General features: G+C 65.3%; 20 protein-coding genes. 6 read left to right on the forward strand and 14 right to left on the reverse strand.

Annotated elements, in window-relative coordinates; genetic code table 11:
- Positions 1-61: 61 nt before the first annotated feature.
- From lpdA to QW868_RS05020, 11 genes are all read right to left on the reverse strand, one after another.
- Positions 62-1,465 (reverse strand): dihydrolipoyl dehydrogenase, encoded by a 1,404-nt coding sequence (lpdA, locus tag QW868_RS04970; RefSeq protein ID WP_315757147.1) that lies wholly within the window; start codon positions 1,463-1,465, stop codon positions 62-64.
- A gap of 44 nt (positions 1,466-1,509) precedes the next feature.
- Complete coding sequence (locus QW868_RS04975; protein ID WP_315740712.1) at positions 1,510-2,256, reverse strand: SDR family oxidoreductase; 747 nt, start codon at positions 2,254-2,256, stop codon at positions 1,510-1,512.
- A gap of 57 nt (positions 2,257-2,313) precedes the next feature.
- Positions 2,314-2,538: a hypothetical protein gene (locus QW868_RS04980; RefSeq protein WP_316230055.1), complete on the reverse strand. Its 225-nt coding sequence runs from the start codon at positions 2,536-2,538 to the stop codon at positions 2,314-2,316.
- Positions 2,539-2,550: 12 nt separating this feature from the next.
- Positions 2,551-3,789 carry a 2-oxoglutarate dehydrogenase complex dihydrolipoyllysine-residue succinyltransferase gene (gene odhB, locus QW868_RS04985; protein WP_315740710.1) on the reverse strand — a complete coding sequence of 413 codons (1,239 nt, stop codon included), beginning with the start codon at positions 3,787-3,789 and terminating at the stop codon, positions 2,551-2,553.
- A 138-nt stretch (positions 3,790-3,927) separates the two neighbouring features.
- A complete protein-coding gene (locus QW868_RS04990) occupies positions 3,928-6,885 on the reverse strand; it encodes a 2-oxoglutarate dehydrogenase E1 component (RefSeq protein WP_316230056.1) in 2,958 nt (985 codons plus the stop codon).
- A 139-nt stretch (positions 6,886-7,024) separates the two neighbouring features.
- Entirely contained in the window at positions 7,025-7,909 is an 885-nt protein-coding gene (sucD, locus tag QW868_RS04995) for a succinate--CoA ligase subunit alpha (protein ID WP_172184319.1), read from the reverse strand.
- Between the two features lie 55 nt (positions 7,910-7,964).
- Positions 7,965-9,161, reverse strand: coding sequence for an ADP-forming succinate--CoA ligase subunit beta (sucC, locus tag QW868_RS05000; RefSeq protein ID WP_315777283.1), 1,197 nt, complete (start codon positions 9,159-9,161; stop codon positions 7,965-7,967).
- Positions 9,162-9,288: 127 nt separating this feature from the next.
- The gene (mdh, locus tag QW868_RS05005) at positions 9,289-10,257 is read right to left on the reverse strand and encodes a malate dehydrogenase (protein WP_009031546.1); all 969 of its coding nucleotides are present in this window, start codon (positions 10,255-10,257) and stop codon (positions 9,289-9,291) included.
- 226 nt (positions 10,258-10,483) lie between these two features.
- Positions 10,484-11,665 (reverse strand): cell division protein ZapE, encoded by a 1,182-nt coding sequence (zapE, locus tag QW868_RS05010; protein WP_315740706.1) that lies wholly within the window; start codon positions 11,663-11,665, stop codon positions 10,484-10,486.
- Positions 11,666-11,856: 191 nt separating this feature from the next.
- Entirely contained in the window at positions 11,857-12,396 is a 540-nt protein-coding gene (thpR, locus tag QW868_RS05015; RefSeq protein ID WP_315740705.1) for an RNA 2',3'-cyclic phosphodiesterase, read from the reverse strand.
- A gap of 205 nt (positions 12,397-12,601) precedes the next feature.
- Positions 12,602-13,234 carry an arylesterase gene (locus tag QW868_RS05020; protein WP_315781752.1) on the reverse strand — a complete coding sequence of 211 codons (633 nt, stop codon included), beginning with the start codon at positions 13,232-13,234 and terminating at the stop codon, positions 12,602-12,604.
- Between the two features lie 55 nt (positions 13,235-13,289).
- On the opposite strand from QW868_RS05020, the gene QW868_RS05025 reads away from it, so the two are divergent.
- From QW868_RS05025 to QW868_RS05040, 4 genes are all read left to right on the forward strand, one after another.
- Positions 13,290-14,027: an ABC transporter ATP-binding protein gene (locus QW868_RS05025; RefSeq protein WP_315757140.1), complete on the forward strand. Its 738-nt coding sequence runs from the start codon at positions 13,290-13,292 to the stop codon at positions 14,025-14,027.
- Entirely contained in the window at positions 14,024-16,594 is a 2,571-nt protein-coding gene (locus tag QW868_RS05030; RefSeq protein WP_316230057.1) for an ABC transporter permease, read from the forward strand. Before QW868_RS05025 ends, QW868_RS05030 begins: the two co-directional genes overlap by 4 nt.
- A gap of 264 nt (positions 16,595-16,858) precedes the next feature.
- The gene (locus QW868_RS05035) at positions 16,859-17,650 is read left to right on the forward strand and encodes a Bax inhibitor-1/YccA family protein (RefSeq protein ID WP_315740702.1); all 792 of its coding nucleotides are present in this window, start codon (positions 16,859-16,861) and stop codon (positions 17,648-17,650) included.
- A 152-nt stretch (positions 17,651-17,802) separates the two neighbouring features.
- The gene (locus tag QW868_RS05040) at positions 17,803-18,330 is read left to right on the forward strand and encodes a GNAT family N-acetyltransferase (protein WP_315740701.1); all 528 of its coding nucleotides are present in this window, start codon (positions 17,803-17,805) and stop codon (positions 18,328-18,330) included.
- A gap of 43 nt (positions 18,331-18,373) precedes the next feature.
- Here the strand turns inward: QW868_RS05040 and QW868_RS05045 are convergent, their stop codons facing one another.
- The 3 genes from QW868_RS05045 to acnA form a co-directional block, all read right to left on the reverse strand.
- Entirely contained in the window at positions 18,374-18,739 is a 366-nt protein-coding gene (locus tag QW868_RS05045) for a DUF2794 domain-containing protein (RefSeq protein WP_315740700.1), read from the reverse strand.
- Between the two features lie 424 nt (positions 18,740-19,163).
- Positions 19,164-19,946, reverse strand: a complete 783-nt coding sequence (locus tag QW868_RS05050; protein ID WP_315777347.1) for a DUF1223 domain-containing protein — start codon at positions 19,944-19,946, stop codon at positions 19,164-19,166.
- A 188-nt stretch (positions 19,947-20,134) separates the two neighbouring features.
- Positions 20,135-22,852 carry an aconitate hydratase AcnA gene (acnA, locus tag QW868_RS05055; protein ID WP_315740699.1) on the reverse strand — a complete coding sequence of 906 codons (2,718 nt, stop codon included), beginning with the start codon at positions 22,850-22,852 and terminating at the stop codon, positions 20,135-20,137.
- Positions 22,853-23,075: 223 nt separating this feature from the next.
- Here acnA and ccmA point away from each other — a divergent pair, with 223 nt between their 5' ends.
- On the forward strand, positions 23,076-23,705 hold the full coding sequence (gene ccmA, locus QW868_RS05060; RefSeq protein WP_316230058.1) for a heme ABC exporter ATP-binding protein CcmA: 630 nt from the start codon (positions 23,076-23,078) through the stop codon (positions 23,703-23,705).
- 322 nt (positions 23,706-24,027) lie between these two features.
- Complete coding sequence (gene ccmB / locus QW868_RS05065) at positions 24,028-24,696, forward strand: heme exporter protein CcmB (protein WP_315740697.1); 669 nt, start codon at positions 24,028-24,030, stop codon at positions 24,694-24,696.
- The last annotated feature ends 82 nt before the right edge of the window (positions 24,697-24,778 follow it).

Consider the following 24,778-nt stretch of genomic DNA (forward strand, 5'->3'; position numbering starts at 1 on the left):
TCGGTTCAGCGTCACCAGCGGGCGTTTTGTCGCACCCACCGAAGGCGTCTCCGGGCGTCCATCACATATGGATGGCCCGCTTGCCCACCGCAAGCGCGGCTTCCTTGACGGCCTCCGACCGCGTCGGATGCGCGTGGCAGGTGCGCGCGAGATCCTCGGCAGAGCCACCGAACTCCATCAATACGGCGGCCTCGTGAATGATTTCCCCGGCCTCGCGGCCGATGATATGGGCGCCAAGCACGCGATCCGTCTTCGCATCCGCAAGGATCTTCACGAAGCCGTCAGTGGTCTGATTGACCTTGGAGCGACCGTTCGCGGTAAACGGAAACTTGCCGACGGTATAGGCGACGCCCGCCTGCTTCAGCTCGTCCTCGGTCTTGCCGACGGACGCGACTTCCGGCGTCGTGTAAACGACGCCGGGAATGACGTCGTAGTTCACATGGCCGGCCTGTCCGGCGATGATCTCGGCGACCGCAACACCCTCGTCCTCGGCCTTGTGCGCGAGCATGGGCCCGGCGACGACATCGCCGATGGCATAAACGCCCGGCACGCTGGTCGCGAAATGGTGATCGATCTGGACGCGGCCGCGATTGTCGAGCACCACGCCGGCCTCCTGCAGGCCAAGACCGTCGGTGTAGGGCACGCGGCCGATCGCAACCAGCACGACATCGGCTTCGATCTTTTCAGCCGCTCCGCCCGCGGCGGGCTCGATGGTCGCCGAGAGCGTAGCCCCGGACGTATCGACGCCGGTCACCTTGGCGCCGAGCTTGAACGCAAAGCCCTGCTTCTCGAGGATGCGCTGAAACTGTTTTGCGATCTCGCCATCCATGCCGGGTAGGATGCGGTCGAGGAATTCGACCACGGTGACCTTGGCGCCGAGGCGGCGCCACACCGAGCCGAGCTCGAGCCCGATCACGCCGGCGCCGACCACCAGCAGCCTCGAAGGCACTTTCTCCAGCGACAGCGCGCCGGTCGACGAGACGATGCGCTTTTCGTCGATCTCGATGCCCTTCAGGCGCGCAATGTCCGAGCCGGTCGCGATCACGATGTTCTTGGTCTCGACGGTCTGCACCGCGCCGTCATTGCCGGTCACCTGCAGCTTGCCGGTGCCGAGGATCTTGCCCTTGCCCACGAGCACGTCGATCTTGTTCTTCTTCATCAGGAACTCGACGCCCTTGACGTTGCCGTCGATGCCCTGCTGCTTGAAGTTCATCATCGCCGGCAGATCGAGCTCGGGCTGCGACACCTTGACGCCCATCTTGGCGAAGGAGTGCCCGGCCTCCTCGAACAGCTCGGAGGCATGCAGCAGCGCCTTCGAGGGCATGCAGCCGACGTTGAGGCAGGTGCCGCCGAGGGTCGCGTTCTTCTCGACCACGGCCACCTTCATGCCGAGCTGCGCCGCGCGGATGGCGCAGACATACCCACCGGGTCCGGTGCCGATGACGACGAGATCGTAAGATGCCATGATCGAATGTTCCGTAAGCTTGCAGTCAAAGATGACGACGGTCGTCAGCGTCCGCCCGACACGTCGAGAATGGCCGAAGTGACATAGGAGGCCTCGTCCGACAGCAGCCAGACGATGGCATTGGCGATTTCCTCCGCGGTGCCGACGCGCTTCATCGGCACCATGGGGGCAAGGCGGTGGGCGCGATCGGGCTCGCCGCCGGAGGCATGGATCTCGGTGTCGATCAGGCCCGGGCGGATCGCCGCGACGCGGATGCCTTCGTTCGCGACCTCGTGACCGAGGCCGACGGTGAAGGAATCGATCGCGCCTTTCGAGGCGGCGTAGTCGACATAGGTGTTGGGCGAGCCGAGCCTGGCCGCGACCGACGACAAATTGATGATGACGCCGCCCTGACCACCATGCCGCGTCGACATCCGCTTCACGGCCTCACGTGCGCACAGGATGCTGCCGGTGACGTTGACCGCCATCAACCGCTCGATGCGCTCCGCGCTCATCTCGTCGACGCGCGTGGTGGGGCCGACGATGCCGGCGTTGTTGATGAGAGCGCCGAGGGTCCCGAACTTGTCGGCCGCCTTGAACAGAGCGAGGATGTCGTGCTCGCGGCCGACGTCGCATTTGACCGCGATGGCCTTGCCGTTCTTGGCCTCGATCGCGGCCACCGTGCTCTGCGCCGCCGCCTCGTTGGAGGCGTAGCCGACCACGATCTTGAAGCCGCGCGATGCGGCCGCAATGGCGGTCGCGCGGCCGATGCCGCGGCTACCGCCGGTGATTACTGCAACCCTGTCGGTCATGAGGAGCCCCGCTGAGTGCGCCAAGTGGACTGCTTGCGCGGGCCACTTGGCCGATTCCTACTGTGACTTGGCTTCAAGTTCTGCAAGGCGATCGAGAACAGCCTTGTCGGTCAGACTCACTAGATAAAGCAGGATGAAGGGCGTCACGAAGGGTATGAGGCTCAAAGCGGCTAAGCCGAGACCCCTGCCCTTTCTCCGAGCGATCGGAATGGTGAAAACAAAGAAGATCACCGTCGTAAGGAGAAACGGCATCAACGACAGCACCAGTGACGGCTCCTCCATCGTCGCCTCCGCTCAGAGATCCAGCACGAGCCGCGCCGGATCTTCCAGGCTCTCCTTGACGCGCACCAGGAAGGTCACCGCCTCCTTGCCGTCGATGACGCGGTGATCGTAGGACAGCGCGAGATACATCATCGGGCGGACCTCGATCTTGCCGGCAACCACGACGGGGCGCTCCTGGATCTTGTGCATGCCGAGGATGCCGGACTGCGGCGCGTTCAGGATCGGGGTCGACATCAGCGAGCCGTAGATGCCGCCATTGGTGATCGTGAAGGTGCCGCCCTGCATCTCGTCGATCTTGAGCTGGCCGTCACGGGCGCGGCGGCCGAAATCGGCGATGCCCTTCTCGATGTCGGCGATCGACTTGTGGTCACAGTCGCGCACGACCGGCACGACCAGGCCCTTGTCGGTGCCGACGGCGACGCCGATGTGATAGTAGTTCTTGTAGATCAGGTCCGAGCCGTCGATCTCGGCGTTGACCGCCGGAATGTCCTTCAGCGCCTGCACCACCGCCTTGGTGAAGAAGCCCATGAAGCCGAGCTTCGAGCCGTGCTTCTTCTCGAACACGTCCTTGTACTGGCTGCGAAGCGCCATCACGTTGGTCATGTCGACCTCGTTGAAGGTCGTGAGCATGGCCGCGGTGTTCTGGACGTCCTTGAGGCGGCGCGCGATGGTCTGGCGCAGCCGGGTCATCTTCACGCGCTCCTCGCGCGCCGCATCGTCAGCGGGCGACGGCGCACGCACCTGCACGGCGGCGGCCGGCTGATTGACCGGGGTCGGCGCCGAGGCGGCGCGCTCGATCGCGGCCAGCATGTCGCCCTTGGTGACGCGGCCGTCCTTGCCCGAGCCGGGCACGGTGGTGGCATCGACGCCGCTCTCGGCCGAGAGCTTGCGCACCGACGGGGCTTGCGGCGTATCGGCGGGCAGCGCCTTGGCCGGCGCAGGTGCCGCAGCCGGCGGCGCGGAGGCAGCGGGCTTTGCCGGAGCCGGAGCAGCAGCGGCCGGCTTGGCAGCCGCGGCGCCATCGGTGATCTGGCCGAGCAGCGCGCCGACGGCGACCGTCTCACCATCCTTGGCGATGATCTCGCCCAAGGTGCCGGCCGACGGCGCGGGCACCTCGATCGTGACCTTGTCGGTCTCGAGCTCGACGAGGGGCTCGTCGACGGCAACCGCGTCGCCAGCCTTCTTGAACCAGCGGCCGATGGTGGCTTCGGTGACGGATTCACCCAGCGTCGGAACGCGAATTTCAGTCATGGTCTTTTATCCTCAATAACCCGTGCGGCCATAAAGTCCGTCCGCCATCGCCTTGCGGCGAGCAAGCGATGCGGGACGGACGATCAACGCGATGTACTTGCGCCCCGCATGGCTTGCGGGGCGCCTCTATAGGCAGGTTCAGTTCAGGGCTTCGTCGAGCAGCGCCTTCAGTTGCGCAAGATGCTTCGACATCAGGCCCGTGGCGGTGGCCGCCGACGCGGCGCGGCCGGCATAGCGCGGACGCTTGCTCTTGCCGCCGGTCTGGTTCAGCACCCATTCGATGTAGGGCTCGATGAAGTGCCAGGCGCCCATGTTGCGGGGCTCTTCCTGACACCACACCACTTCGGCGTTCTTGAAGCGGCTGAGCTCGGCGACCAGCGCCTTGAGCGGTACCGGGTAAAGCTGCTCGACGCGCATCAGATAGACGTCGTTGAGCCCGCGCTTCTCGCGCTCGTCATACAGGTCGTAATAGACCTTGCCCGAGCACAGCACGATGCGGCGGATCTGATCGTCCGGCACCAGCTTGGTCTTGTCGTCCGCCTGCATCTGGGCGTCATCGTACAGGATGCGGTGGAAGGTCGTTCCCTTGGCCAGCTCCTCGAGCCGCGACACCGCGCGCTTGTGGCGCAGCAGCGACTTCGGCGTCATCACGATCAGCGGCTTGCGGATCTCGCGATGCAGCTGGCGACGCATCACATGGAAGTAGTTCGCCGGCGTGGTCGGATAGACCACCTGCATGTTGTCCTCGGCGCACATCTGCAGATAGCGCTCAAGGCGGGCCGACGAATGCTCGGGGCCCTGGCCCTCATAGCCATGCGGCAGCAGGCAGACGAGGCCGGACATGCGCAGCCATTTGCGCTCACCCGACGAGATGAACTGGTCGAACAGCACCTGGGCGCCGTTGGCGAAATCGCCGAACTGCGCCTCCCACAGCGTCAGCGCAGTGGGCTCGGCAAGCGAGTAGCCATATTCGAAGCCGAGCACGGCTTCTTCCGAGAGCAGCGAGTTGATGACCTCGAAATGGCCCTGCTCCGGCGCCAGATGGTTGAACGGCGTGTAGCGGCTCTCGTCCTCCTGGTCGATCAGGACCGAGTGACGCTGCGAGAAGGTGCCGCGTTCGCTGTCCTGGCCGGACAGACGAACCTTGTGGCCTTCCAGGAGCAGCGAGCAGAACGCCAGCGCCTCGCCGGTCGCCCAGTCGATCCCGATGCCGCTGTCGATCGCCTTGGCGCGGTTCTCGAGGAAGCGCTGGATCGTGCGGTGCAGGCGGAAGCCGTCCGGCACCTTGGTGATCTTGCGGCCGATCTCCTTGAGACGGTCGAGCTCGACGCCGGTCACGCCGCGGCGCGCTTCTTCTTCCTGGTCGGCAGACTTGAACCCTGCCCACTTGCCGTCGAGCCAGTCGGCCTTGTTGGGACGATAGGAGGTGCCGGCCTCGAACTCGGCGTCGAGACGGGCGCGCCAGTCGGCCTTGGCCTTGTCGACCTCGCCCTCGGTCATGACGCCTTCGGCGACCAGGCGCTTGGAGTAGATCTCCAGGGTCGACGGATGACCGGCGATCTTCTTGTACATCACCGGCTGGGTGAAAGCCGGCTCGTCACCTTCGTTGTGGCCATGCCTGCGGTAGCAGAACATGTCGATGACGACCGGCTTGTGGAACTTCTGCCGGAACTCGGTCGCGACCTTGGCCGCGAACACCACCGCCTCCGGATCGTCGCCGTTCACATGGAAGATCGGCGCGTCGATCATCTTGGCGACGTCGGACGGATAGGGCGACGAGCGCGAATAGCGCGGATAGGTCGTGAAGCCGATCTGGTTGTTGACGATGAAATGAATCGAGCCACCGGTCCGGTAGCCCTTCAGGTCGGAGAGCGCGAAGCATTCCGCAACGACGCCCTGGCCGGCGAACGCCGCGTCGCCATGCATCAGCAGCGGCAGCACCGAGATGCGCATGTCCGGCGGATCGCCATGCTGGTCCTGCTTGGCGCGGACCTTGCCGAGCACCACGGGGTCGACGATCTCGAGATGCGACGGGTTGGCAGTCAGCGACAGATGGATCCGGTTGCCATCGAACTCGCGGTCCGAGGAGGCGCCGAGGTGGTACTTGACGTCGCCCGAGCCTTCGACCGCGTCGGGATTGGCCGAGCCGCCCTTGAACTCGTGGAACAGCGCCCGGTGCGCCTTACCCATGACCTGGGTCAGCACGTTCAGGCGGCCGCGATGCGGCATGCCGAGCACGATCTCCTTCACGCCGAGATTGCCGCCGCGCTTGATGATCTGCTCCAGCGCCGGGATCAGCGACTCGCCGCCGTCGAGACCGAAGCGCTTGGTGCCGGTGAACTTGACGTCGCAGAACTTCTCGAAGCCTTCGGATTCGATCAGCTTCTGCAGGATGGCGCGGCGTCCCTCGCGGGTGAACGAGATCTCCTTGTCCGGCCCCTCGATGCGCTCCTGGATCCAGGCCTTCTGCGCCGCATTCGTGATGTGCATGAACTCGACGCCGAGCGTCTGGCAATAGGTGCGCTCGCAGATCGCGACGATCTCGCGCAGGGAGCCGTATTCGAGGCCCAGCACGTGATCGAGGAAGATCTTGCGGTCGAAATCGGCCTCGGTGAAGCCGTAGGAGCGCGGGTCGAGCTCTTCGCGGTTGCGCGGCGCCTCGATGCCGAGCGGATCGAGCTTGGCGTGGAAGTGGCCGCGCATGCGGTAGGCGCGGATCAGCATCAACGCGCGGACGGAGTCGCGGGTGGCCTGGTTGACGTCGGCCAGCGACAGTTCGACGCCCTTGGTCTGCGCCTTCTGCGCAATCTTCTCGCCGACCTTCTTCTCGACCACGGCCCAGTTTCCGTCGAGCGCCGAGGTCAGTTCGTCGCGCGGCGAGACCGGCCAGTTGCTGCGCGCCCAGGAGGGGCCCGACGCATTCTTTTGCACGTCGGCCGGCGCATCCTTCAGGCTTTTAAAGAACTCCTGCCACTCCGGATCGACCGAGGCGGGATCCTTCTCGTAGCGGGCGTAGATCTCATCGATGTAGGTGGCATTGGTGCCCTGCAGAAAAGACGACAGGGCGAAGGCGGCGTTCGCGTCTTGGCGAGACATGGTGGCGTCCTGGTAATTTCGATGCGCCCAATCAAAACGGCGCAATGCCTGACCCGCTGACAAAGCGGATCAGGCTCCGGTTAGGACCGTCTACCTTATTTATTGTAAATATTCGCGCCGAAAAGCACTAAGTCCTGAATCAGGATTTCAACTTTTCGACAAGCGTCTTGCCGAGCCGTGCGGGCGACGGAGACACTGTAATACCAGCAGCTTCCATCGCGGCCGTCTTCGAGCCGGCATCGCCCTTGCCGCCCGAGATGATCGCGCCGGCATGACCCATGCGACGGCCGGGAGGGGCGGTGACACCGGCAATGAATCCCACCATCGGTTTCTTGCGGCCGCGCTTGGCTTCGTCCTTGATGAACTGCGCCGCGTCCTCCTCGGCCGAGCCGCCGATCTCACCGATCATGATGATCGAGGTCGTCTTCGGGTCAGCCAGGAACATCTCTAGCATGTCGATGAACTCGGTGCCCTTGACCGGGTCGCCGCCGATGCCGACCGCGGTGGTCTGGCCGAGACCTTCCGACGTGGTCTGGAACACCGCCTCGTAGGTCAGCGTGCCCGAACGCGACACGATGCCGACCGAACCCGGCTTGAAGATGTTGGCCGGCATGATGCCGATCTTGCACTCGCCGGCGGTCATGACACCCGGGCAGTTCGGCCCGATCAGGCGCGACTTGGAACCCTGCAGCGAGCGCTTCACCCGGACCATGTCGAGCACCGGGATGCCTTCGGTGATGCAGACGATCAGCGGGACCTCGGCGTCGATGGCTTCGCAGATCGCGTCGGCGGCGCCCGGCGGCGGCACGTAGATCACCGAGGCGTCGGCGCCGGTGGCCTCGCGGGCCTCCTTGACGGTGTCGAACACCGGCAGGCCGAGATGGGTCGAGCCGCCTTTGCCCGGCGAGGTACCGCCGACCATCTTGGTGCCATAGGCGATCGCCGCCTCGGAGTGGAAGGTGCCGTTCTTGCCAGTGAAGCCCTGGCAGATGACCTTGGTGTTCTTGTCGATGAGGATGGACATCGTGCTTTCTCTAAAAGCGTTGCGGTGAGGAATGAGCGAGCGCCTGGACCGGCGCTCAGCCTCCCTTGACGGCCTTGACGATCTTCTGCGCGGCGTCGTCGAGATTGTCGGCGGGCAGCACGTTCAGACCGGACTCGCTGATGATCTTCTTGCCGAGATCGACATTGGTGCCTTCGAGGCGCACCACCAGCGGCACCTTCAGACCCACTTCCTTGACCGCGGCCACGACGCCCTCGGCGATGACATCGCACTTCATGATGCCGCCGAAGATGTTGACCAGGATGCCCTTCACGTTCGGGTCGGCGGTGATGATCTTGAACGCCGCCGCGACCTTCTCCTTGCTGGCGCCGCCGCCGACGTCGAGGAAGTTGGCGGGCTCCATGCCGTAGAGCTTGATGATGTCCATCGTCGCCATGGCGAGGCCGGCGCCGTTGACCATGCAGCCGATGGTGCCGTCGAGCGCGACGTAGTTGAGGTCGTACTTCGAGGCCTCGATCTCCTTGGCGTCCTCCTCGGTCTCGTCGCGCAGCGCGACGACCTCGGGATGCTTGAACAGCGCGTTGGAGTCGAACGACACCTTGGCGTCGAGCACGCGGAGCTGGCCCTGCTTGGTGACGACCAGCGGGTTGATCTCGAGCATCGCCATGTCCTTGGCGACGAACGCATTGTAGAGCTGGGTGGTGAGCTTCTCGGCCTGCTTGGCGAGATCGCCCGTCAGCTTCAGCGCCTTGGCGACAGCGCGGCCATGATGGCCCATGACGCCGGTGGCCGGGTCGACCGAGAAGGTGATGATCTTCTCAGGCGTGCTGTGCGCCACGTCCTCGATGTTCACGCCGCCTTCGGTCGACACGACGAAGGCGACCTTCGAGGTCTCGCGGTCGACCAGCAGCGACAGATAGAACTCCTTGTCGATATCCGAGCCGTCCTCGATGTAGAGGCGATTGACCTGCTTGCCGTCGGGGCCGGTCTGCACCGTCACCAGCGTCGCGCCCAGCATCTGCTTGGCGAAAGTGTTGACCTCGTCGATCGACTTGGCGAGGCGGACGCCGCCCTTGTCGCCGGCCGAGGCCTCCTTGAACTTGCCCTTGCCACGGCCACCGGCGTGGATCTGGCTCTTCACGACCCAGACCGGGCCGCCGAGCGTCTTCGCCGCCGCATCCGCGTCCTCCGGACGGAGAACTGGCACGCCCTTGGAAATCGGCACGCCGAACTCGTGCAGCAGTGCCTTGGCCTGATATTCGTGAATGTTCATAAGCGCTTGCTCCCCGAACCCGCGATGGGGTGACGACCAGAATTGTTGTTAGGATGTCTGGTATACCATATACCAAACATCCTGCAACTCGATGTGGGCGAGATTACGCCCCGTGAATGACCCCTGATCAGCGGCCGAGCAGGTCGGGCGCGATCTTCTTGCAGGCGTCGACGAGGCCCTGCACGGCGGCGACCGACTTGTCGAACGCCTCGCGGTCCTTGCCCGCGAGCTCGATCTCGACGATGCGCTCGACACCCTTGGAGCCGATCACGACGGGCACGCCGACATACATGTCCTTGACGCCGAACTCGCCGTTGAGATGCGCCGCGCAGGGCAGCACGCGCTTCTTGTCGCGCAGATAGCTCTCGGCCATCGCGATCGCCGACGCCGCCGGCGCGTAATAGGCCGAGCCGGTCTTCAGCAGATTGACGATCTCGGCGCCGCCGTTGCGGGTGCGATCGACGATCTCGTCGATGCGGGCCTGCGACGTCCAGCCCATCTTGACCAGGTCGGGCAGCGGAATGCCGGCAACGGTCGAGTACTTGGTCAGCGGCACCATGGTGTCGCCATGACCGCCGAGCACGAAGGCGGTGACGTCCTCGACCGAGACGTTGAACTCATCGGCCAGGAAGTAGCGGAAACGCGCCGAGTCGAGCACGCCGGCCATGCCAACGACCTTCTTGGCCGGGAGACCGGAGGCCTTCTGCAGCGCCCAGACCATCGCGTCGAGCGGGTTGGTGATGCAGATGACGAAGGCGTCCGGCGCGTACTTCTTGATGCCGGCGCCGACCTGCTCCATCACCTTGAGGTTGATCGACAGCAGATCGTCGCGGCTCATACCGGGCTTGCGCGGCACGCCGGCGGTAACGATGCACACCTTGGCGTTGTCGAGCGCCTCATAGGAGTTGGCGCCGGTGTAGTGCGCGTCGAAGCCGTCGACCGGCGACGACTGGGCGATGTCGAGCGCCTTGCCCTGCGGAACGCCTTCGGCAATGTCGAACATCACGACGTCGCCGAGCTCCTTGAGGCCAACGAGGTGAGCCAGCGTTCCGCCGATCTGACCGGAGCCAATCAAAGCAATCTTGTCGCGCGCCATGGCAAATTTTCCTTTGAACCCGAAGGAGTGAGGGAGGTTGAAAAGTCGAGTGGTGGTTATCCCTTTCGCCCGGGCCGTTCAAGTCACGCTATGGCCAATTGGCGGGCGTGCCTTGATTTCGATCAGGACCGGGCGACGGGCGCTGATGATCCTTTCAGCATGATTGACGTGGCCTTTTCGCGGCTGTGTGCCCGGCGGCAGGCGCTCGCCAAAGCTCCGGTGGTTGTCAGGTTTCGACCAACCCCGTGGAAGTCCCAGATGCCGCCGAGTCCTTCCGCCCGTGCGGCAGGGCCAGATAGGAGTCCGAGCCCATCTCGATCAGGCGCGAGGTGGTCCGCTTGAACTCCATGGCCTCCACGCCCTCGGTCGCGATGTAGAGCGAAACCGGGTCAGCCTCGGCGGAGGCGATCAGCTTCACGGCGTTGTCGTAGAGCGTATCGATCAGGGTGATGAAGCGCTTGGCGGCATTGCGCTCGGCCAGATCCATGACCGGAACATGATCGATCAGGATCGTATGATAGTCGTGCGCGAGCCGCAGATAGTCCGAGGCTGCCAGCGGCTTTCCGCACAGATCGGCAAAGCCGAAGCGGGCGACGCCGTTGGCGGAGCACGGGACATGCAGGATGCGCCCCTTGATCGTCATGTCGCGCGGCTTGCACTTGGCATGACCCGTGAGCCGCGCCCAGGCCTTGTCGAGCGCCGCCCGCGCGTCGACATCGGCCGGCACCAGCCACATCTTCACGCCGGCCAGCTTCTCCAGCCGGAAATCGGTGCGCGCGTCCAGCCGCATCACGTCCATGTGGTCGGCGATCTGCTTGATGAAGGGCAGGAACAGCGCGCGGTTGAGGCCGCCTTTGTAGAGGTCTTCAGGCGCGACGTTGGAGGTCGCCACCACCACCGTGCCGAGCTCGAACAGCCTGGCGAACAGACGGCCCAGGATCATCGCGTCGGCGATGTCGGTGACATGGAATTCGTCGAAACAGAGCAGCCAGGCCTGGTCGAAGATCGCCTGCGCCGTGAGCCCGATCACATCGGCATCGGCGAGCTCGCCGCGCGCGATGTTCTGGCGGTAGCCGTAGATGCGCTCATGCACCTCGGCCATGAATTCGTGGAAATGCGCGCGGCGCTTGAGCTCAACCGGACAGTTCTGGAAGAACAGGTCCATCAGCATGGTCTTGCCGCGGCCGACCTCGCCATGGACATAGAGCCCATTCGGCGGCTCGCTCTTGTCGGCAAAAAGGCGACCGAACAAGCCTTGCTTGCGCGAGGGCTTGTAGGTGGAGAGCCGGCGCTCCAGCGCCGCCAGCGCGTCGGCGACCTCGGCCTGGGCGGGGTCGGGCTCGATCGCACCAGTATCGACCAAAGACTGATATTGCGCGCGGAACGCGTCTGAGGGAGTGGACAGCATGAGTCCACTCTAGGTCACGAGACTTACGTAAAATGCAATCCGCAAATGGTGGAAGCCGCCATGCGTCGGAGCCGTGATGTCTTGGTATATGGCACGCAAACGCCGCCGTGATCGTTAGCCCGGGGCTAACGACGCTCGTCTTCGCTCTTGGCCTCTGCGAACGGCTGGCTTGAACGACCGCGCTGCAGACCTCATCCCGGGGAGAGATCGTAGGCGTCCTCGACCACATAGGGCCCGCCGCCGGTCGAGGCACGCGACGAAAACAGCACGAAGCGCTCGGCCATGAACACGCGGCTCGGGAAATAGCCGCGGACGGAGAGATAGTCGGCGACGTCCTGGCTCGACGCATCGTGCAGTCGCGCCAGCGTGACGTGCGGCACGAATTTGCGTCCCTCGGGATCGAGCCCGATCCGCTGCATGAGCCGCTCCAGCTCGGCCTGCAGCTCGATCAGCGGCCGGCTCGGCGCGATGTTGGCAACGACGGCGCGCGGCTTGCGGCCGCCGAAGCTGGAGAGACCTTGCACCGTCACTTCGAACGGCTTGCGGTTCACCCGCCAGAGCATCGAGGCGATCTCGTTGGCGGAGGCGCCGTCGATGTCACCGATGAAACGCAACGTCACATGGTAATTTTCGGGATCGATCCAGCGGGCGCCGGGGAGGCCACCCCGCAAACCGGAAAGCGTGTGGCCAACCTCGGCCGGGATTTCCAGTCCAGTAAACAGACGCGGCATCGTTTCAGGACTCCCGATGCTGGAGGCTGATCTCGAAAATTGACGAGATCATGCCTTCGAGAAATGATCGACGACGAATCGCCAATGCATAATTCCTACCGAACTTATATGACTCCGCGACGGAAGGTGGGTTAACGCCGGTAAAAGCTGCGGAAAACCCGGCCCTTAAGGCTATCGCAAATTGTCGGCGCAGGGCTTCGTTCCGTCATTGCCCACGAAGCGGACGCAGGAATGCTTCCGCCGTAGGCAACAGCCTGGACACGATGATGTCGACGCCCGCTGCGGTGGGGTGAATGCCGTCCGCCTGGTTCAGCTTGGGGTCGGCGGCGACACCGTCGAGCAAGAACGGATACAGCGGCACGCCGAATTCCTTGGCGAGCTCGGGATAGATCGCGTTGAATTTCGCGGCATAGTCGCTGCCGTAGTTCGGCGGCGCCAGCATGCCGCAGAGCATGACGGCGATGCCCCTGGCTTTCAGCCGGGTCACGATCTCGCTCAAAGCCTTGCGCGTCACGGCGGGATCGATGCCGCGCAGCGCGTCATTGGCGCCGAGTTCGACGACGACCGCTTCGGTCCCCTCCGGCACCGACCAGTCGAGCCGGTCGCGGCCGCCGGACGAGGTGTCCCCGGATACGCCGGCATTGGTGAGGTCGATCGGCAGCCCCTGGGCCTGCAAGGCCTTCTGCAGCTTGGCTGGAAACGCATCTGAAGCGGACAGGCCGAGTCCCGCGCTCAAGGAATCGCCGAGAACGACCAGCTTGATCGGCTTGACGGCCTCGGCAGCGGCGAACGCGGACCCGACTGTCATCAAGGCGAGCATCAACACGAGTATGTGCACGAAGATGTGTCCGCGCCTCTCGACCCGGCTTGCGGAGTTGCCATATGACCGAGCCATGGACAGTCTCATCGAAACCTCGCGTTTGGCCGGCCTCGCGCCGGACACCATTACCATCTCGAACGTCAACCTCTCGCTCGGCACCGGCGCGGCGCGGGTCCATATCCTCAAGGACGTCAGCCTGCGGGTCGGACAGGGCGAGACGATCGGTCTGATCGGACCGTCGGGCTCTGGCAAGTCCACATTGCTGATGGTGATGGCGGGGTTGGAACGTCCTGACAGCGGTGAGGTGGTGGTCAACGGGACCGCTTTCAATGTCTTGGACGAGGACGCCCTGGCCCGGTTCCGCGGCCGCCAGGTCGGCATTGTCTTCCAGTCCTTTCATTTGATCCCGACCATGACGGCGCTGGAGAACGTCGCGGTGCCGCTTGAGCTGGCCGGCCACGCCGGCGCCGCCGAGCGCGCGGCCCGCGAGCTCGACTCGGTCGGGCTGGGCCACAGGCTGCATCACTATCCGACCCAGCTGTCGGGTGGCGAGCAGCAGCGCGTGGCGCTGGCCCGCGCCCTCGCTCCCGATCCTGCAATTCTCGTGGCCGACGAGCCGACCGGCAATCTCGACGAGACCACCGGACGGCAGATCGTCGATCTGTTGTTCACCAAGCACGCCGAGCGCGGCATGACCTTGGTGCTGGTGACCCACGACAGCAGCCTCGCGCACCGGTGCGACCGCGTCGTGCGGCTGCGCTCGGGGCGGATCGAAAGCGAGAGCGACGCCCGCGAGCCGGCTGACGCATGAGCGCCATGTCAGAACCGGTCGCGAGCGGCCGGATCGCCCTCCTGCCCGTTCGTTACGCGTTGCGCGAGCTGCGCGGCGGCTTGCGCGGCTTCTATGTCTTCATCGCCTGCATCGCGCTCGGCGTCCTCGCCATCGCTGGCGTCGGCTCGGTGGCGGCGAGCCTCAATGACGGCCTAGTTCGCGAAGGACGCACGCTGCTCGGCGGCGACGTTGCCTTTTCGCTGTTTCAGCGCGAGGCCAAGCCGGAGGAGATCGACTTCCTGCGCTCGCGTGGACAGCTGTCGCTGGCGGCAACCCTGCGCGCGATGGTGCGCTCCAGCGACGCCAAGCTGGCCCTGGTCGAGCTGAAGGCCGTCGACAACGCCTATCCGCTGCTCGGCAAGGCCGAGCTCCAGCCCGATCTGCCGATGGCCGACATCCTGGCCGAGCGCGACGGCGTCTACGGAGCTGCAGCCGATCCGGCGCTGCTGGCCCGGCTCGACCTGAAGGTCGGCGACATCGTCACGATCGACACGGTCCGCTTCCAGATTCGCAGCGCGCTGCAGGCCGAGCCCGACAAATTGTCCGGCGGCATCGGCCTCGGGCCGCGCTTTCTGGTCAGCGAGGCGGGTCTGCGGGCGACGCCGCTGCTGCAGCCGGGCAGTCTCGTGCGCTGGACCTACCGGGTCCGGCTGCCCGACAATGCCAAGGACGATCACGCCGCGGCGTCCTTCATCGCCGATACCCGCCTGACACTGCCGTCGGCCGGATGGGAGATCCGCAGCCGCAGCAACGCCTCGCCGCAACTCGAGCGGACCATCGGCCGCTTCACCCAGTTCCTGACCCTGGTCGGTCTCGCCGCCCTGCTGGTCGGCGGCGTCGGCGTCGCCAATGCGGTCAAGAGCCATGTCGACCGCCGCACCGAGGTGATCGCGGCGTTCAAGGCGCTCGGCGCCACCAGCCGCGACGTGTTCGGCATCTACCTCGTGCAGGTGATGGTGCTCGCCACGATTGGTTCGATCATCGGACTCTGCACCGGCGCGGCCCTGCCGTTTGCCATCGTCGGACTGTTCGGCAACATCCTGCCGCTGCCCGTGATCCCGGCTATTCATCCGGACGAGCTGGCGCTGTCCTTCGTCTATGGCCTGCTCACCGCGCTCGCGTTCGGTCTGTGGCCGCTCGGGCGCGTGCGTGACGTGCCGGTGGCGGCGTTGTTCCGCGAGGCGGTCATCGCCGAATGGCACCGGCCGCGCTGGAGCTATCTGGTGCTGATCGCGGGCACGGTCGCGCTGCTGATCGCGGTGGTGATCGGCCTGTCCTACGACAAGCGCATCGCCGCGGTGTTCGTCGTCGCCGCCGCGCTGGTGTTCGTGCTGTTGCGCGGCATTGCCGCCGCGGTGATGGCGATTGCGCGCGCCCTGCCGCGCAGCCGCTTCCCGATGCTGCGGCTGGCGGTCAGCAATATCTATCGCCCAGGCGCGCTGACACCGTCCGTGGTGCTGTCGCTCGGGCTGGGGCTCGCCGTGCTGGTCACCATCACCCAGATCGACGGCAATCTGCGACGCCAGTTCCTGGCACAGCTGCCGGAGCAGGCGCCGTCGTTTTTCTTCATCGACGTCCCCTCGGGCGAGGCCGACCGCTTCCGCGGCTTCCTCAAGGACCTCGCCCCTCAATCGGCAGTCGAAGACGTGCCGATGCTGCGCGGGCGCATCGTCGCCGCCCGCGGCGTGCGCGCCGAGGACCTCAAGGCGACGACGGACACCGAATGGGTGCTGCAGAGCGACCGCGGCCTGACCTATACCGCCGAGATTCCCAAGGGATCCAAGGTCGTCGAGGGCGCGTGGTGGGGCGAGAACTACAGCGGCCCGCCGCTGGTTTCGATCGAGAAGCGGATCGCCGACGGTCTCGGCCTCAAGCTCGGCGACGACATCGTGGTCAACGTGCTCGGACGCGACATCACGGCGCGGATCGGCAACATGCGCACCATCGACTGGCAGGGGCTCGGCATCAATTTCGTGCTGGTGTTCTCCCCGAATGCCTTCAAGGGCGCGCCCCACACCCATGTCGCCACCCTGACCGAGGCGCGCTCCGATGCCGTCGAGGATGCGCGCGTCATCCGCAAGGTGGCCGACGCCTTCCCGATGGTGACCAGCGTGCGGGTCCGCGAGGTGATGGAGACGGTCGGCTCGGTCGTCTCCAACCTTGCGCTCGCCATCCGCGGCGCCAGCGCGGTGACGCTGATCTCGGCCATCCTGGTGCTGGGCGGCGCGCTGGCCGCCGGCCACCGCCACCGGGTCTACGATGCCGTGATCCTGAAGACGCTGGGCGCCACCAGGCTACGGCTGCTCGGCGCCTACGCGCTCGAATATCTGATGATCGGCTTCGCCACCGCCGCCTTCGGCGTCGTCGCGGGGTCGGTCGCCGCGTGGCTGATCGTGACCCGGCTGATGACCTTGAGCTTCGCCTGGCAGGCGGGCAGCGCCGCGCTGGTCGTCCTGACCGCGCTGATCGTGACGGTCGGCCTCGGTCTGGCCGGCACCCTCCTTGCGCTCAACCAGAAGCCGGCGACGGTCCTTCGGAATCTCTAGCGGCTTGCGCGCTCATGCCGCACGGTTAACGCGACTTATACGGCTGGGACGCGCGCGGAGCGACATTCAGCCGCGCGTGGACGCTTGCGGCGGATATGCTAGTTTCCCATCTAGGGAATGGGCTCAGAGACCTGCCAAAAGATGGCGATTTTGCCGATGACGCAAATTTAATATCTGTGGCAGTGGGTATGAGATAGGGTTTTTCGAGAACCGGCTAAAGGTCCTGCCAGGACCGGACTGCCGGGCAACCAACGGGAATCGACCATGTCGGACCTAGACCGCAATTATGCTTCACCCTTTGGCCGGGTGGCCGGGCGCGCCGATGCCGCGACCGTCGACGCCGGTCTGCGCGCCTACATGCTGCGCATCTACAATTACATGAGCATCGGCCTGGCCATCACCGGCCTCGCGGCGCTGGGCGTCTACATGGCGTCGGTGACCGGCGATCCGGCTGCCGGCGTATTCAAGTTCGGCAACGCGTACCTGACGCAGTTCGGCTACGCGATGTTCGTGAGCCCGCTGAAGTGGCTGTTCATCCTGGCCCCACTGGTCATGGTGTTCGCGATCTCGGCCGGCATCAACCGCCTGGCGCCGTCGACCGCGCAGATCCTGTTCTGGGTGTTCTCGGCCTTGATGGGCATCTCGCTGTCGTCGATCTTCCTGGTGTACACCCACACCTCGATCGTGCGGGTGTTCTTCATCACCGCGGCGACGTTCGGCGCGCTCAGCCTGTACGGCTACACGACCAAGCGTGACATGACGGGCATGGGCTCGTTCCTGTTCATGGGCCTGGTCGGCATCGTGCTGGCGAGCCTCGTGAACCTGTTCCTGGCGAGCTCGATGCTGCAGTTCATCGTCTCGGTGATCGGCGTGTTCGTGTTCGCCGGCCTGACCGCCTGGGACACGCAGCGTCTGAAGAACGAGTACATCTACGGCTACGCTTCCGCGGGCGGCGACATTGCCGAGCGCGCAGCGATCACCGGCGCCCTGTCGCTGTACCTGAACTTCATCAACCTGTTCACGCTGCTGCTGCAGCTGCTCGGACAGCGCGACTGAGCCAGCGGCTCACACGAGCGACCTTCGAAGCCCCGGCCTCACCGCCGGGGCTTTTCGTTTGCGCAAGCCAATTGCGACCGCGGCGCGTGCGCGACGGCAGCCATGCCGCGAGGCCGGATTGATCGCCGCGTCCGCTTTGGTATGTTTCCACCATGTCCGACATTGAGATCCGGCCCACCCGGGAGGCCGACCTTCCCACCATCACCGCCATCTACGGCCAGGCCGTCCGCGAGGGCACGGCCACCTTCGAGCTCGACCCTCCGGATCTGACGGAAATGACGCGCCGCTTCCGGGCGCTCACCGACGACGGCTTTCCCTATTTCGCCGCCCTGCTGGACGGAGAGGTGGTTGGCTATGCCTATGCGGGGCCTTACCGGCCTCGCCCGGCCTATCGCTTCACGGTGGAGAACTCGATCTATCTCGCCCCCGCCAGCCAGCGTCGTGGCATCGGAATGCGACTGATGCGGCGGCTGATCGACGCCTGTGAGGAGGGAGGCTTTCGCCAGATGATCGCCGTCATCGGCGACTCCGCCAATGCCGGCTCGGTCCGGCTGCATACCGCCTGCGGCTTCCAGATGATCGGCACCCACCCGAGCGTCGGCCTGAAATTCGGCCGCTGGCTCGATACTGTGATGATGCAGCGCCCGCTCGGGGCCGGGAGCAGCGACGTCCCGGCGTAAGCAACGCCAGTCGGAATGTCAGGATCAGCCGGAGCGCGTGGGATCAGACCAGCGCCGGCTTCGGCGCGATCACCAGCAGCACGCGCTCGAGCTCATGACCGCGGCGCAGGATCAGGCCGGTGGCCGAGACCACGCTGTACATGCCCTGCTTACGCGCCAGCCGCGGGTCCTTCTCGATGCGGTAGATCGGCACCTCGGACGCCCGGCGAAACACGGAGAAAACGGCCCGGTCACGCAGGAAGTCGATCGAATAGTCGCGCCACTCACCGTCGGCGACCATGCGGCCGTAGAGGTTGAGGATACGATTCAGCTCGAGGCGATCGAACGTCACCCGGTTGGGCGCTGCGGCCGCGTTGCGCGCCGCCGCGCGGTTCTCGCTGGGGTCGGCATCCTCCGGAGTGAGGTTCATGAGCGTCCTCCTGTCATCTGTGTGACATGATCGCGCCATCCGCCGGAAGCCGCAAGGGGCCGTTTTCATTGTTGAAGTTCGGCCGCGCATGCCAACCGCGCGAACTCCGCGAACACGCAAGCGTCACGGGATCGTTAGCAGAATCATAATCGCGCCGTCTTTCCGCCCACCGACCGCCCCCGACCTTAGGCATAAGATTCGTGTGCGTTGGCCCGGTCCTTTCGGTTCCGGATTCCTCAGCCCCCAGCCCCCCGGGGTCGTCAGGATCGGGTCCATTCACAAGTAAGGCAAAGGGCCAACGCAAGTTGGTCCTTTTGCTTTTTTGGCGTGAGCTGCACGGAACATGTTATGGCGCGCCTCCGTCCTATGGACGTGACGCGCCTTACCGCAGGTCAACGGAAACGAAGATCAGGACGATGGAAGATCAGCGCTCGGGAGCACGCGCCGTTGCTGAAGCCCGTCCGACCAATGGCAACTCGGAAAAGGCGGCCCCGAGCATCGCACCGGGGCGGTCGCGACTGCCGTCCTGCACATAGACGACGGTGCCATCGACGCCCTCGCGGGCGATCTTCTCCAGCGGCACGCTCCATCTGACCGGCGACCCATTCCAGTCACCCAGTTTCTGAAGACCGCGAACGACGTTGTAATAGGTCAGATCACGGCCGCTGTTCTCGCCGCGGCCGACCGAGATCGGGACCACCCGCGAGATCGAGCAGACCCAGACCTCGCCGTGCTTGCGCGGCATCTGGTCGTTGGCCGCGGCCACGGAGACAGTGAGGTCCTGGCCGTCGACCGACAGCCTCACCGGCACCGACATCACGCTGCCACCCTGGACGGTCTCCTCGATGGCGCCTTCGATCGCCTCGCGGTCGCTGCCGATCACATGCACGGAGCCGTTGACCACCGCCTGCGGCGTATAGACTTCGCGATCGCCACGCGCCCTGGAATAGGCCCGCTGCCGGGCCGTGAAGCGGGAGTCGGCCAGCGTGTCCTTCCAGCCCAGGTAGTCCCAGTAGTCGATCGGCAGGGACAGCGCGATGACCGAGGGATCTCTGGCGAGCTCGCCGAGGATCTTGTCGGCCGGCGGGCAGGATGAACAGCCCTGGGACGTGAAGAGTTCGATCACCGCACGCGGATCGGACGCAGCCGGCCGGACGAAAGCGATGACCGCACAGACACTCAGCGCCGCGCGCGACCACCACGACATCTGTCCACTCATCGTCACTGTCCTGTCTGGAACATGGTCCGCTGCGCCCTGCCGCGTCAATGATCTGCGAAGCCGCCCTCGTAGTTAATAGATTGCAAACGAAAAGGAGGCAGCCTTTGTCATAGGCCGCCTCCTTCATCACCTGCTACTCACTTCAGAGTGAGCCAAACTGTCGCGTCGCGCTTTGGTTAAGCAGCGAGCTTGCGCAGCACGTAGTGCAGGATGCCGCCGTTGCGATAGTAGTCCAGCTCGTCCAGCGTATCGATCCGGCAGAGCAGCGGCACCTGCTGCGCCGCCCCGTCGGCCGACACGATCTCGGCGGTCAGGGTTTGACGCGGCTTCAGGTCGCCCTGCAGGCCCTTGATGGTGACCTTCTCGTCGCCCTTCAGGCCGAGCGAGGACCAGGACGTGCCTTCCTGGAAGGTGAGCGGGAGCACACCCATGCCGACCAGGTTCGAACGATGGATGCGCTCGAAGCTCTGGCAGATCACGGCGCGGACGCCGAGCAGCCGGGTACCTTTCGCAGCCCAGTCGCGCGACGAGCCGTTGCCGTATTCGGCGCCGGCGAACACCACCAGCGGCACGCCCTCTTCCTGGTACTTCATCGCGGCGTCGTAGATCGACATCTGCTCGCCGTCGGGCCAGTGCTTGGTCAGGCCGCCTTCCGGAATGTTGCCGTCGGCACCTTTGAGCATGAAGTTCTTGATGCGGATGTTGGCGAAGGTGCCGCGCATCATGATCTCGTGGTTGCCGCGGCGCGTGCCGTACTGGTTGAAGTCGGCCGGGCGGACCTGGTGCTCGCTGAGGAATTTACCGGCGGGCGAGGTCAGCTTGATCGAACCGGCCGGCGAGATGTGGTCGGTCGTGATCTTGTCGCCGAACAGCGCCAGCACGCGGGCCTCGACGATGTCCTTGATCGGCTCGGGCTCCTTCTTCATGCCGTCGAAATACGGCGGGTTCTGCACGTAGGTCGACGACATGTTCCAGCGATAGGTCTCGCTCTCGACCGTCTTGATCTTGCGCCAGTTGGTGTCGCCCTTGAACACGTCGGCGTAGCGCTTCTTGAAGATCGACGCCTTGACGAATTTCTTGACGAAGTCGTTGACCTCCTTGGTCGTCGGCCAGATGTCTTTCAGGTAGACTGGCTTCTTGTCCTTGCCGATGCCGATCGGCTCGACCGAAAGATCCTTGGTCACGGTGCCGGCCAGCGCGTAGGCCACGACCAGCGGCGGCGAGGCCAGGTAGTTGGCCTGCACGTCCGGCGAGACGCGGCCTTCGAAGTTGCGGTTGCCCGACAGCACGGCCGCCGCGACGACGCCGTTGTCGTTGATCGACTTCGAGATCTCCTCCGGCAGCGGACCTGAATTGCCGATGCAGGTGGTGCAGCCGAAACCGACCAGGTTGAAGCCGACCTTGTCGAGGTCCTTCTGCAGGCCGGAGTTAGCCAGGTACTCGGCGACCACCTGGCTGCCCGGGGCGAGCGAGGTCTTCACCCACGGCTTGGCCTTGAGGCCCTTGGCGGCGGCGTTGCGGGCCAAGAGGCCGGCGCCGATCAGCACGCTCGGGTTCGAGGTGTTGGTGCAGGAGGTGATGGCGGCGATGACGACATCGCCATGGCCGATGTCGAAGTCCTTGCCCTCAACGGGGAAGCGCTGCGCGGCATCGCTCTTCTTGTACTCGCCGGCCAGCGCGGTGGCGAAGCCCTCGGCCACCGCCGGCAGGGCGATGCGGCCCTCGGGACGCTTCGGACCAGCCATCGACGGCACGACGTCGGCGAGATCGAGGGTCAGTGTCTGCGTGAACACCGGGTCCGCCGACTTGGCGGTGCGGAACAGGCCCTGCGCCTTGGCATAGGCCTCGACCAGCGCGACGCGCGGGCCCTTGCGGCCCGAGGTCTTGAGATAGTCGATGGTGGCGGCGTCAACCGGGAAGAAGCCGCAGGTCGCGCCATATTCGGGGGCCATGTTGGCGATGGTCGACTTGTCGGCGACCGAGAGATGGTCGAGGCCGGGGCCGAAGAACTCGACGAACTTGCCGACCACGCCGAGCTTGCGCAGCATCTGGGTGACGGTCAGCACCAGGTCGGTCGCGGTCACGCCTTCCTTCAACGCGCCGGTCAGCTTGAAGCCGACGACGTCGGGCAGCAGCATCGACAGCGGCTGGCCGAGCATGCAGGCCTCAGCCTCGATGCCGCCGACGCCCCAGCCGAGCACGGCCAGACCATTGACCATCGTGGTGTGCGAATCGGTGCCGACCAGCGAATCCGGATAGGCGACCTCGAAGGTGCCCTTGGTGCGGCCGACGGTCATCTTCTCCTTCTTGGTCCAGACGGTCTGCGCCAGGTATTCGAGATTGACCTGATGGCAGATGCCGGTGCCGGGCGGCACGACGGAGAAGTTCGAGAACGCCTTCTGGCCCCACTTCAGGAATTCGTAGCGCTCCTGGTTCTGCTTGTACTCCTCGGCGACGTTCTTGCCGAACGCCTTGTTGTCACCGAAGTAGTTCACGATCACCGAGTGGTCGATGACGAGATCGACCGGCACCAGTGGGTTGATCTTCTCGGCATCGCCGCCGAGCTTCTGCATCGCGTTGCGCATCGCTGCGAGATCGACCACCGCAGGCACGCCGGTGAAATCCTGCATCAGCACGCGCGCCGGACGGAAGGCGATCTCGTGCTCCAGCGACTTCTTGCGCAGCCATTTCGACACCGCGACAATGTCGTCCTTGGTGACGGTGCGGCCGTCCTCGTTGCGCAGCAGATTCTCGAGCAGCACCTTCATCGAATAGGGCAGCTTGGAGATGTCCTTGAGACCGTTCTTCTCGGCTGTGGGCAAGCTGTAGTAAATGTAGCTCTTCGTTCCGACCTTGAGGGTCTTGCGACACTTGAAGCTGTCGAGCGAGGTCATGCGTGGAAATCCCAATTGATCTGTATACCCGGAGGGGGTATTTAAGAACCGTCAGCGCGAGGCGCCGGATGGCTTGCAGCGGGCGATTGTGTGCTGCATCAAGGTCGGGCTTATAGAAGCTTTCTAACTGCGCCGCCACAGCCACAAGCAAGCCGCGACGTGGCATCACCCACAAATTCTCACGCGCTAGCCATCAATTTCGTAAGGGCTGTCACGACGGGCCATGCAGCTTTCTCCAACACTGTCTCCGAAACTGTTCGGCCGCGACGTCAGATGCGTGCGCGGCGGTCGCGAGGTATTCGCAAGCCTTGCGTTCGAAGCGGTCGCGGGCGAGGCGCTGGCGGTGACCGGACACAATGGTGCGGGCAAGACATCACTGCTGCGGCTGATCGCCGGCCTACTGCTGCCGGCGGGCGGCTCCATCGCCATCGAGGGCGGCGAAGGCGAGTTGACGGTGCCCGAGCAGGCGCACTATCTCGGCCACCGCGACGCGCTGAAGCCGGCGCTCAGCGTGCGCGAAAACCTGACCTTCTGGGCCGAATTCCTCGGCGGCGGCGTCACGCGACCGATCCCCGACTGCCTCGCTGCCGTCGGCATCGCCCACGCCATCGACCTGCCCGCTGCCTATCTGTCCGCCGGCCAGCGCCGCCGCCTGTCGCTGGCCCGCCTGCTGGCGGTGCCGCGCCTGCTGTGGCTGCTGGACGAGCCGACCGCCGCGCTCGACGTCGCCGGACAGACGATGTTCGCCGGCCTGATGCGCGAGCATCTCGCTGGCGGCGGGCTGATCGTGGCCGCGACACATGGACCGCTCGGCATCGCCGCGCGTGAGCTGCGGATCGGGGAGGCTCGATGATTCCCTCTCGCCTCTTCGCAGTCCCACCCACCGCTCTCTCCGTTCCCTCCCCCCTTGTGGGGGAGGGTCAGGGAGGGGGGGGCCCCACGACGCGCTCTAACTTGTTTGACGAGATTCGGTCGCACCAACCAACGTCCCATCGGCGCGCCGACCCCTCCCCCTTGCGGGGAGGGGTCGGGGGTGGGGGTCCACAACGGCAGCATCACCCGGAGCCACCCCCCTCCCCAGCCCTCCTCCACAAGGGGGGAGGGAACGCAGTTTGCGGGTGGAGCGAACGCGGCTCACCATCTGCCATCAAGCAATCAGCCAAGGCCCTCCCCGCATGACCGCGCTCGGTGCCCTCATCCGCCGCGACATCCGGATCGCGCTGCGCATCGGCGGCGGTGCGTTGATCGGCGTGCTGTTCTTCCTCACCGTCGTGGTGCTGATGCCATTCGCGGTCGGGCCGGATCTGGCGCTCCTGACCCGGCTCGGCCCCGCCATCCTCTGGCTCGGTGCCCTGCTCTCCAGCCTGCTCACCCTGGACCGGCTGTTCACCGCCGACCACGAGGACGGCTCGCTCGACCTGGTCGTGATGAGCCGGACGCCGCTGGAGCTGGCCTGCGCCGCCAAGGCGCTGGCGCACTGGCTCGCCGCCGGCCTGCCGCTGGTGATCGCGACGCCCGTGCTCGGACTGCTTCTCAATCTCGACGCCACCGCCACCGGCGCCGTCGCGCTGACGCTATTGGCGGGCACGCCTGCCCTGACCTTCATCGGCATGATCGGCGCGGCGCTGGCGGTGACCATGCACCGCGGCGGGCTGCTGCTGGCGGTCTTGGTGCTGCCACTATCGATCCCGGTGCTGATCTTCGGCGTCGCGGCGTCGCAGGCGGCCATCGTCGGTCCGCTGCCGTTCGGGGCGCCATTCTCGATCCTGTGCGCATTGTCGCTGGTGAGTTTCGTGATCGGCCCGTTCGCCGCTGCGACAAGCTTGCGGAACGGGCTGGATTGACCCACCGCCCGCCGAGGTTTGACCATGATCAACTCTTACCTGGTGGCGCCATGCTGATTGCCTGCAACCGCTTCCGCCTTTA

Source organism: Bradyrhizobium sp. SZCCHNR1051, assembly GCF_032489615.1.
In the GTDB taxonomy this organism is placed as follows: Bacteria; Pseudomonadota; Alphaproteobacteria; order Rhizobiales; family Xanthobacteraceae; genus Bradyrhizobium.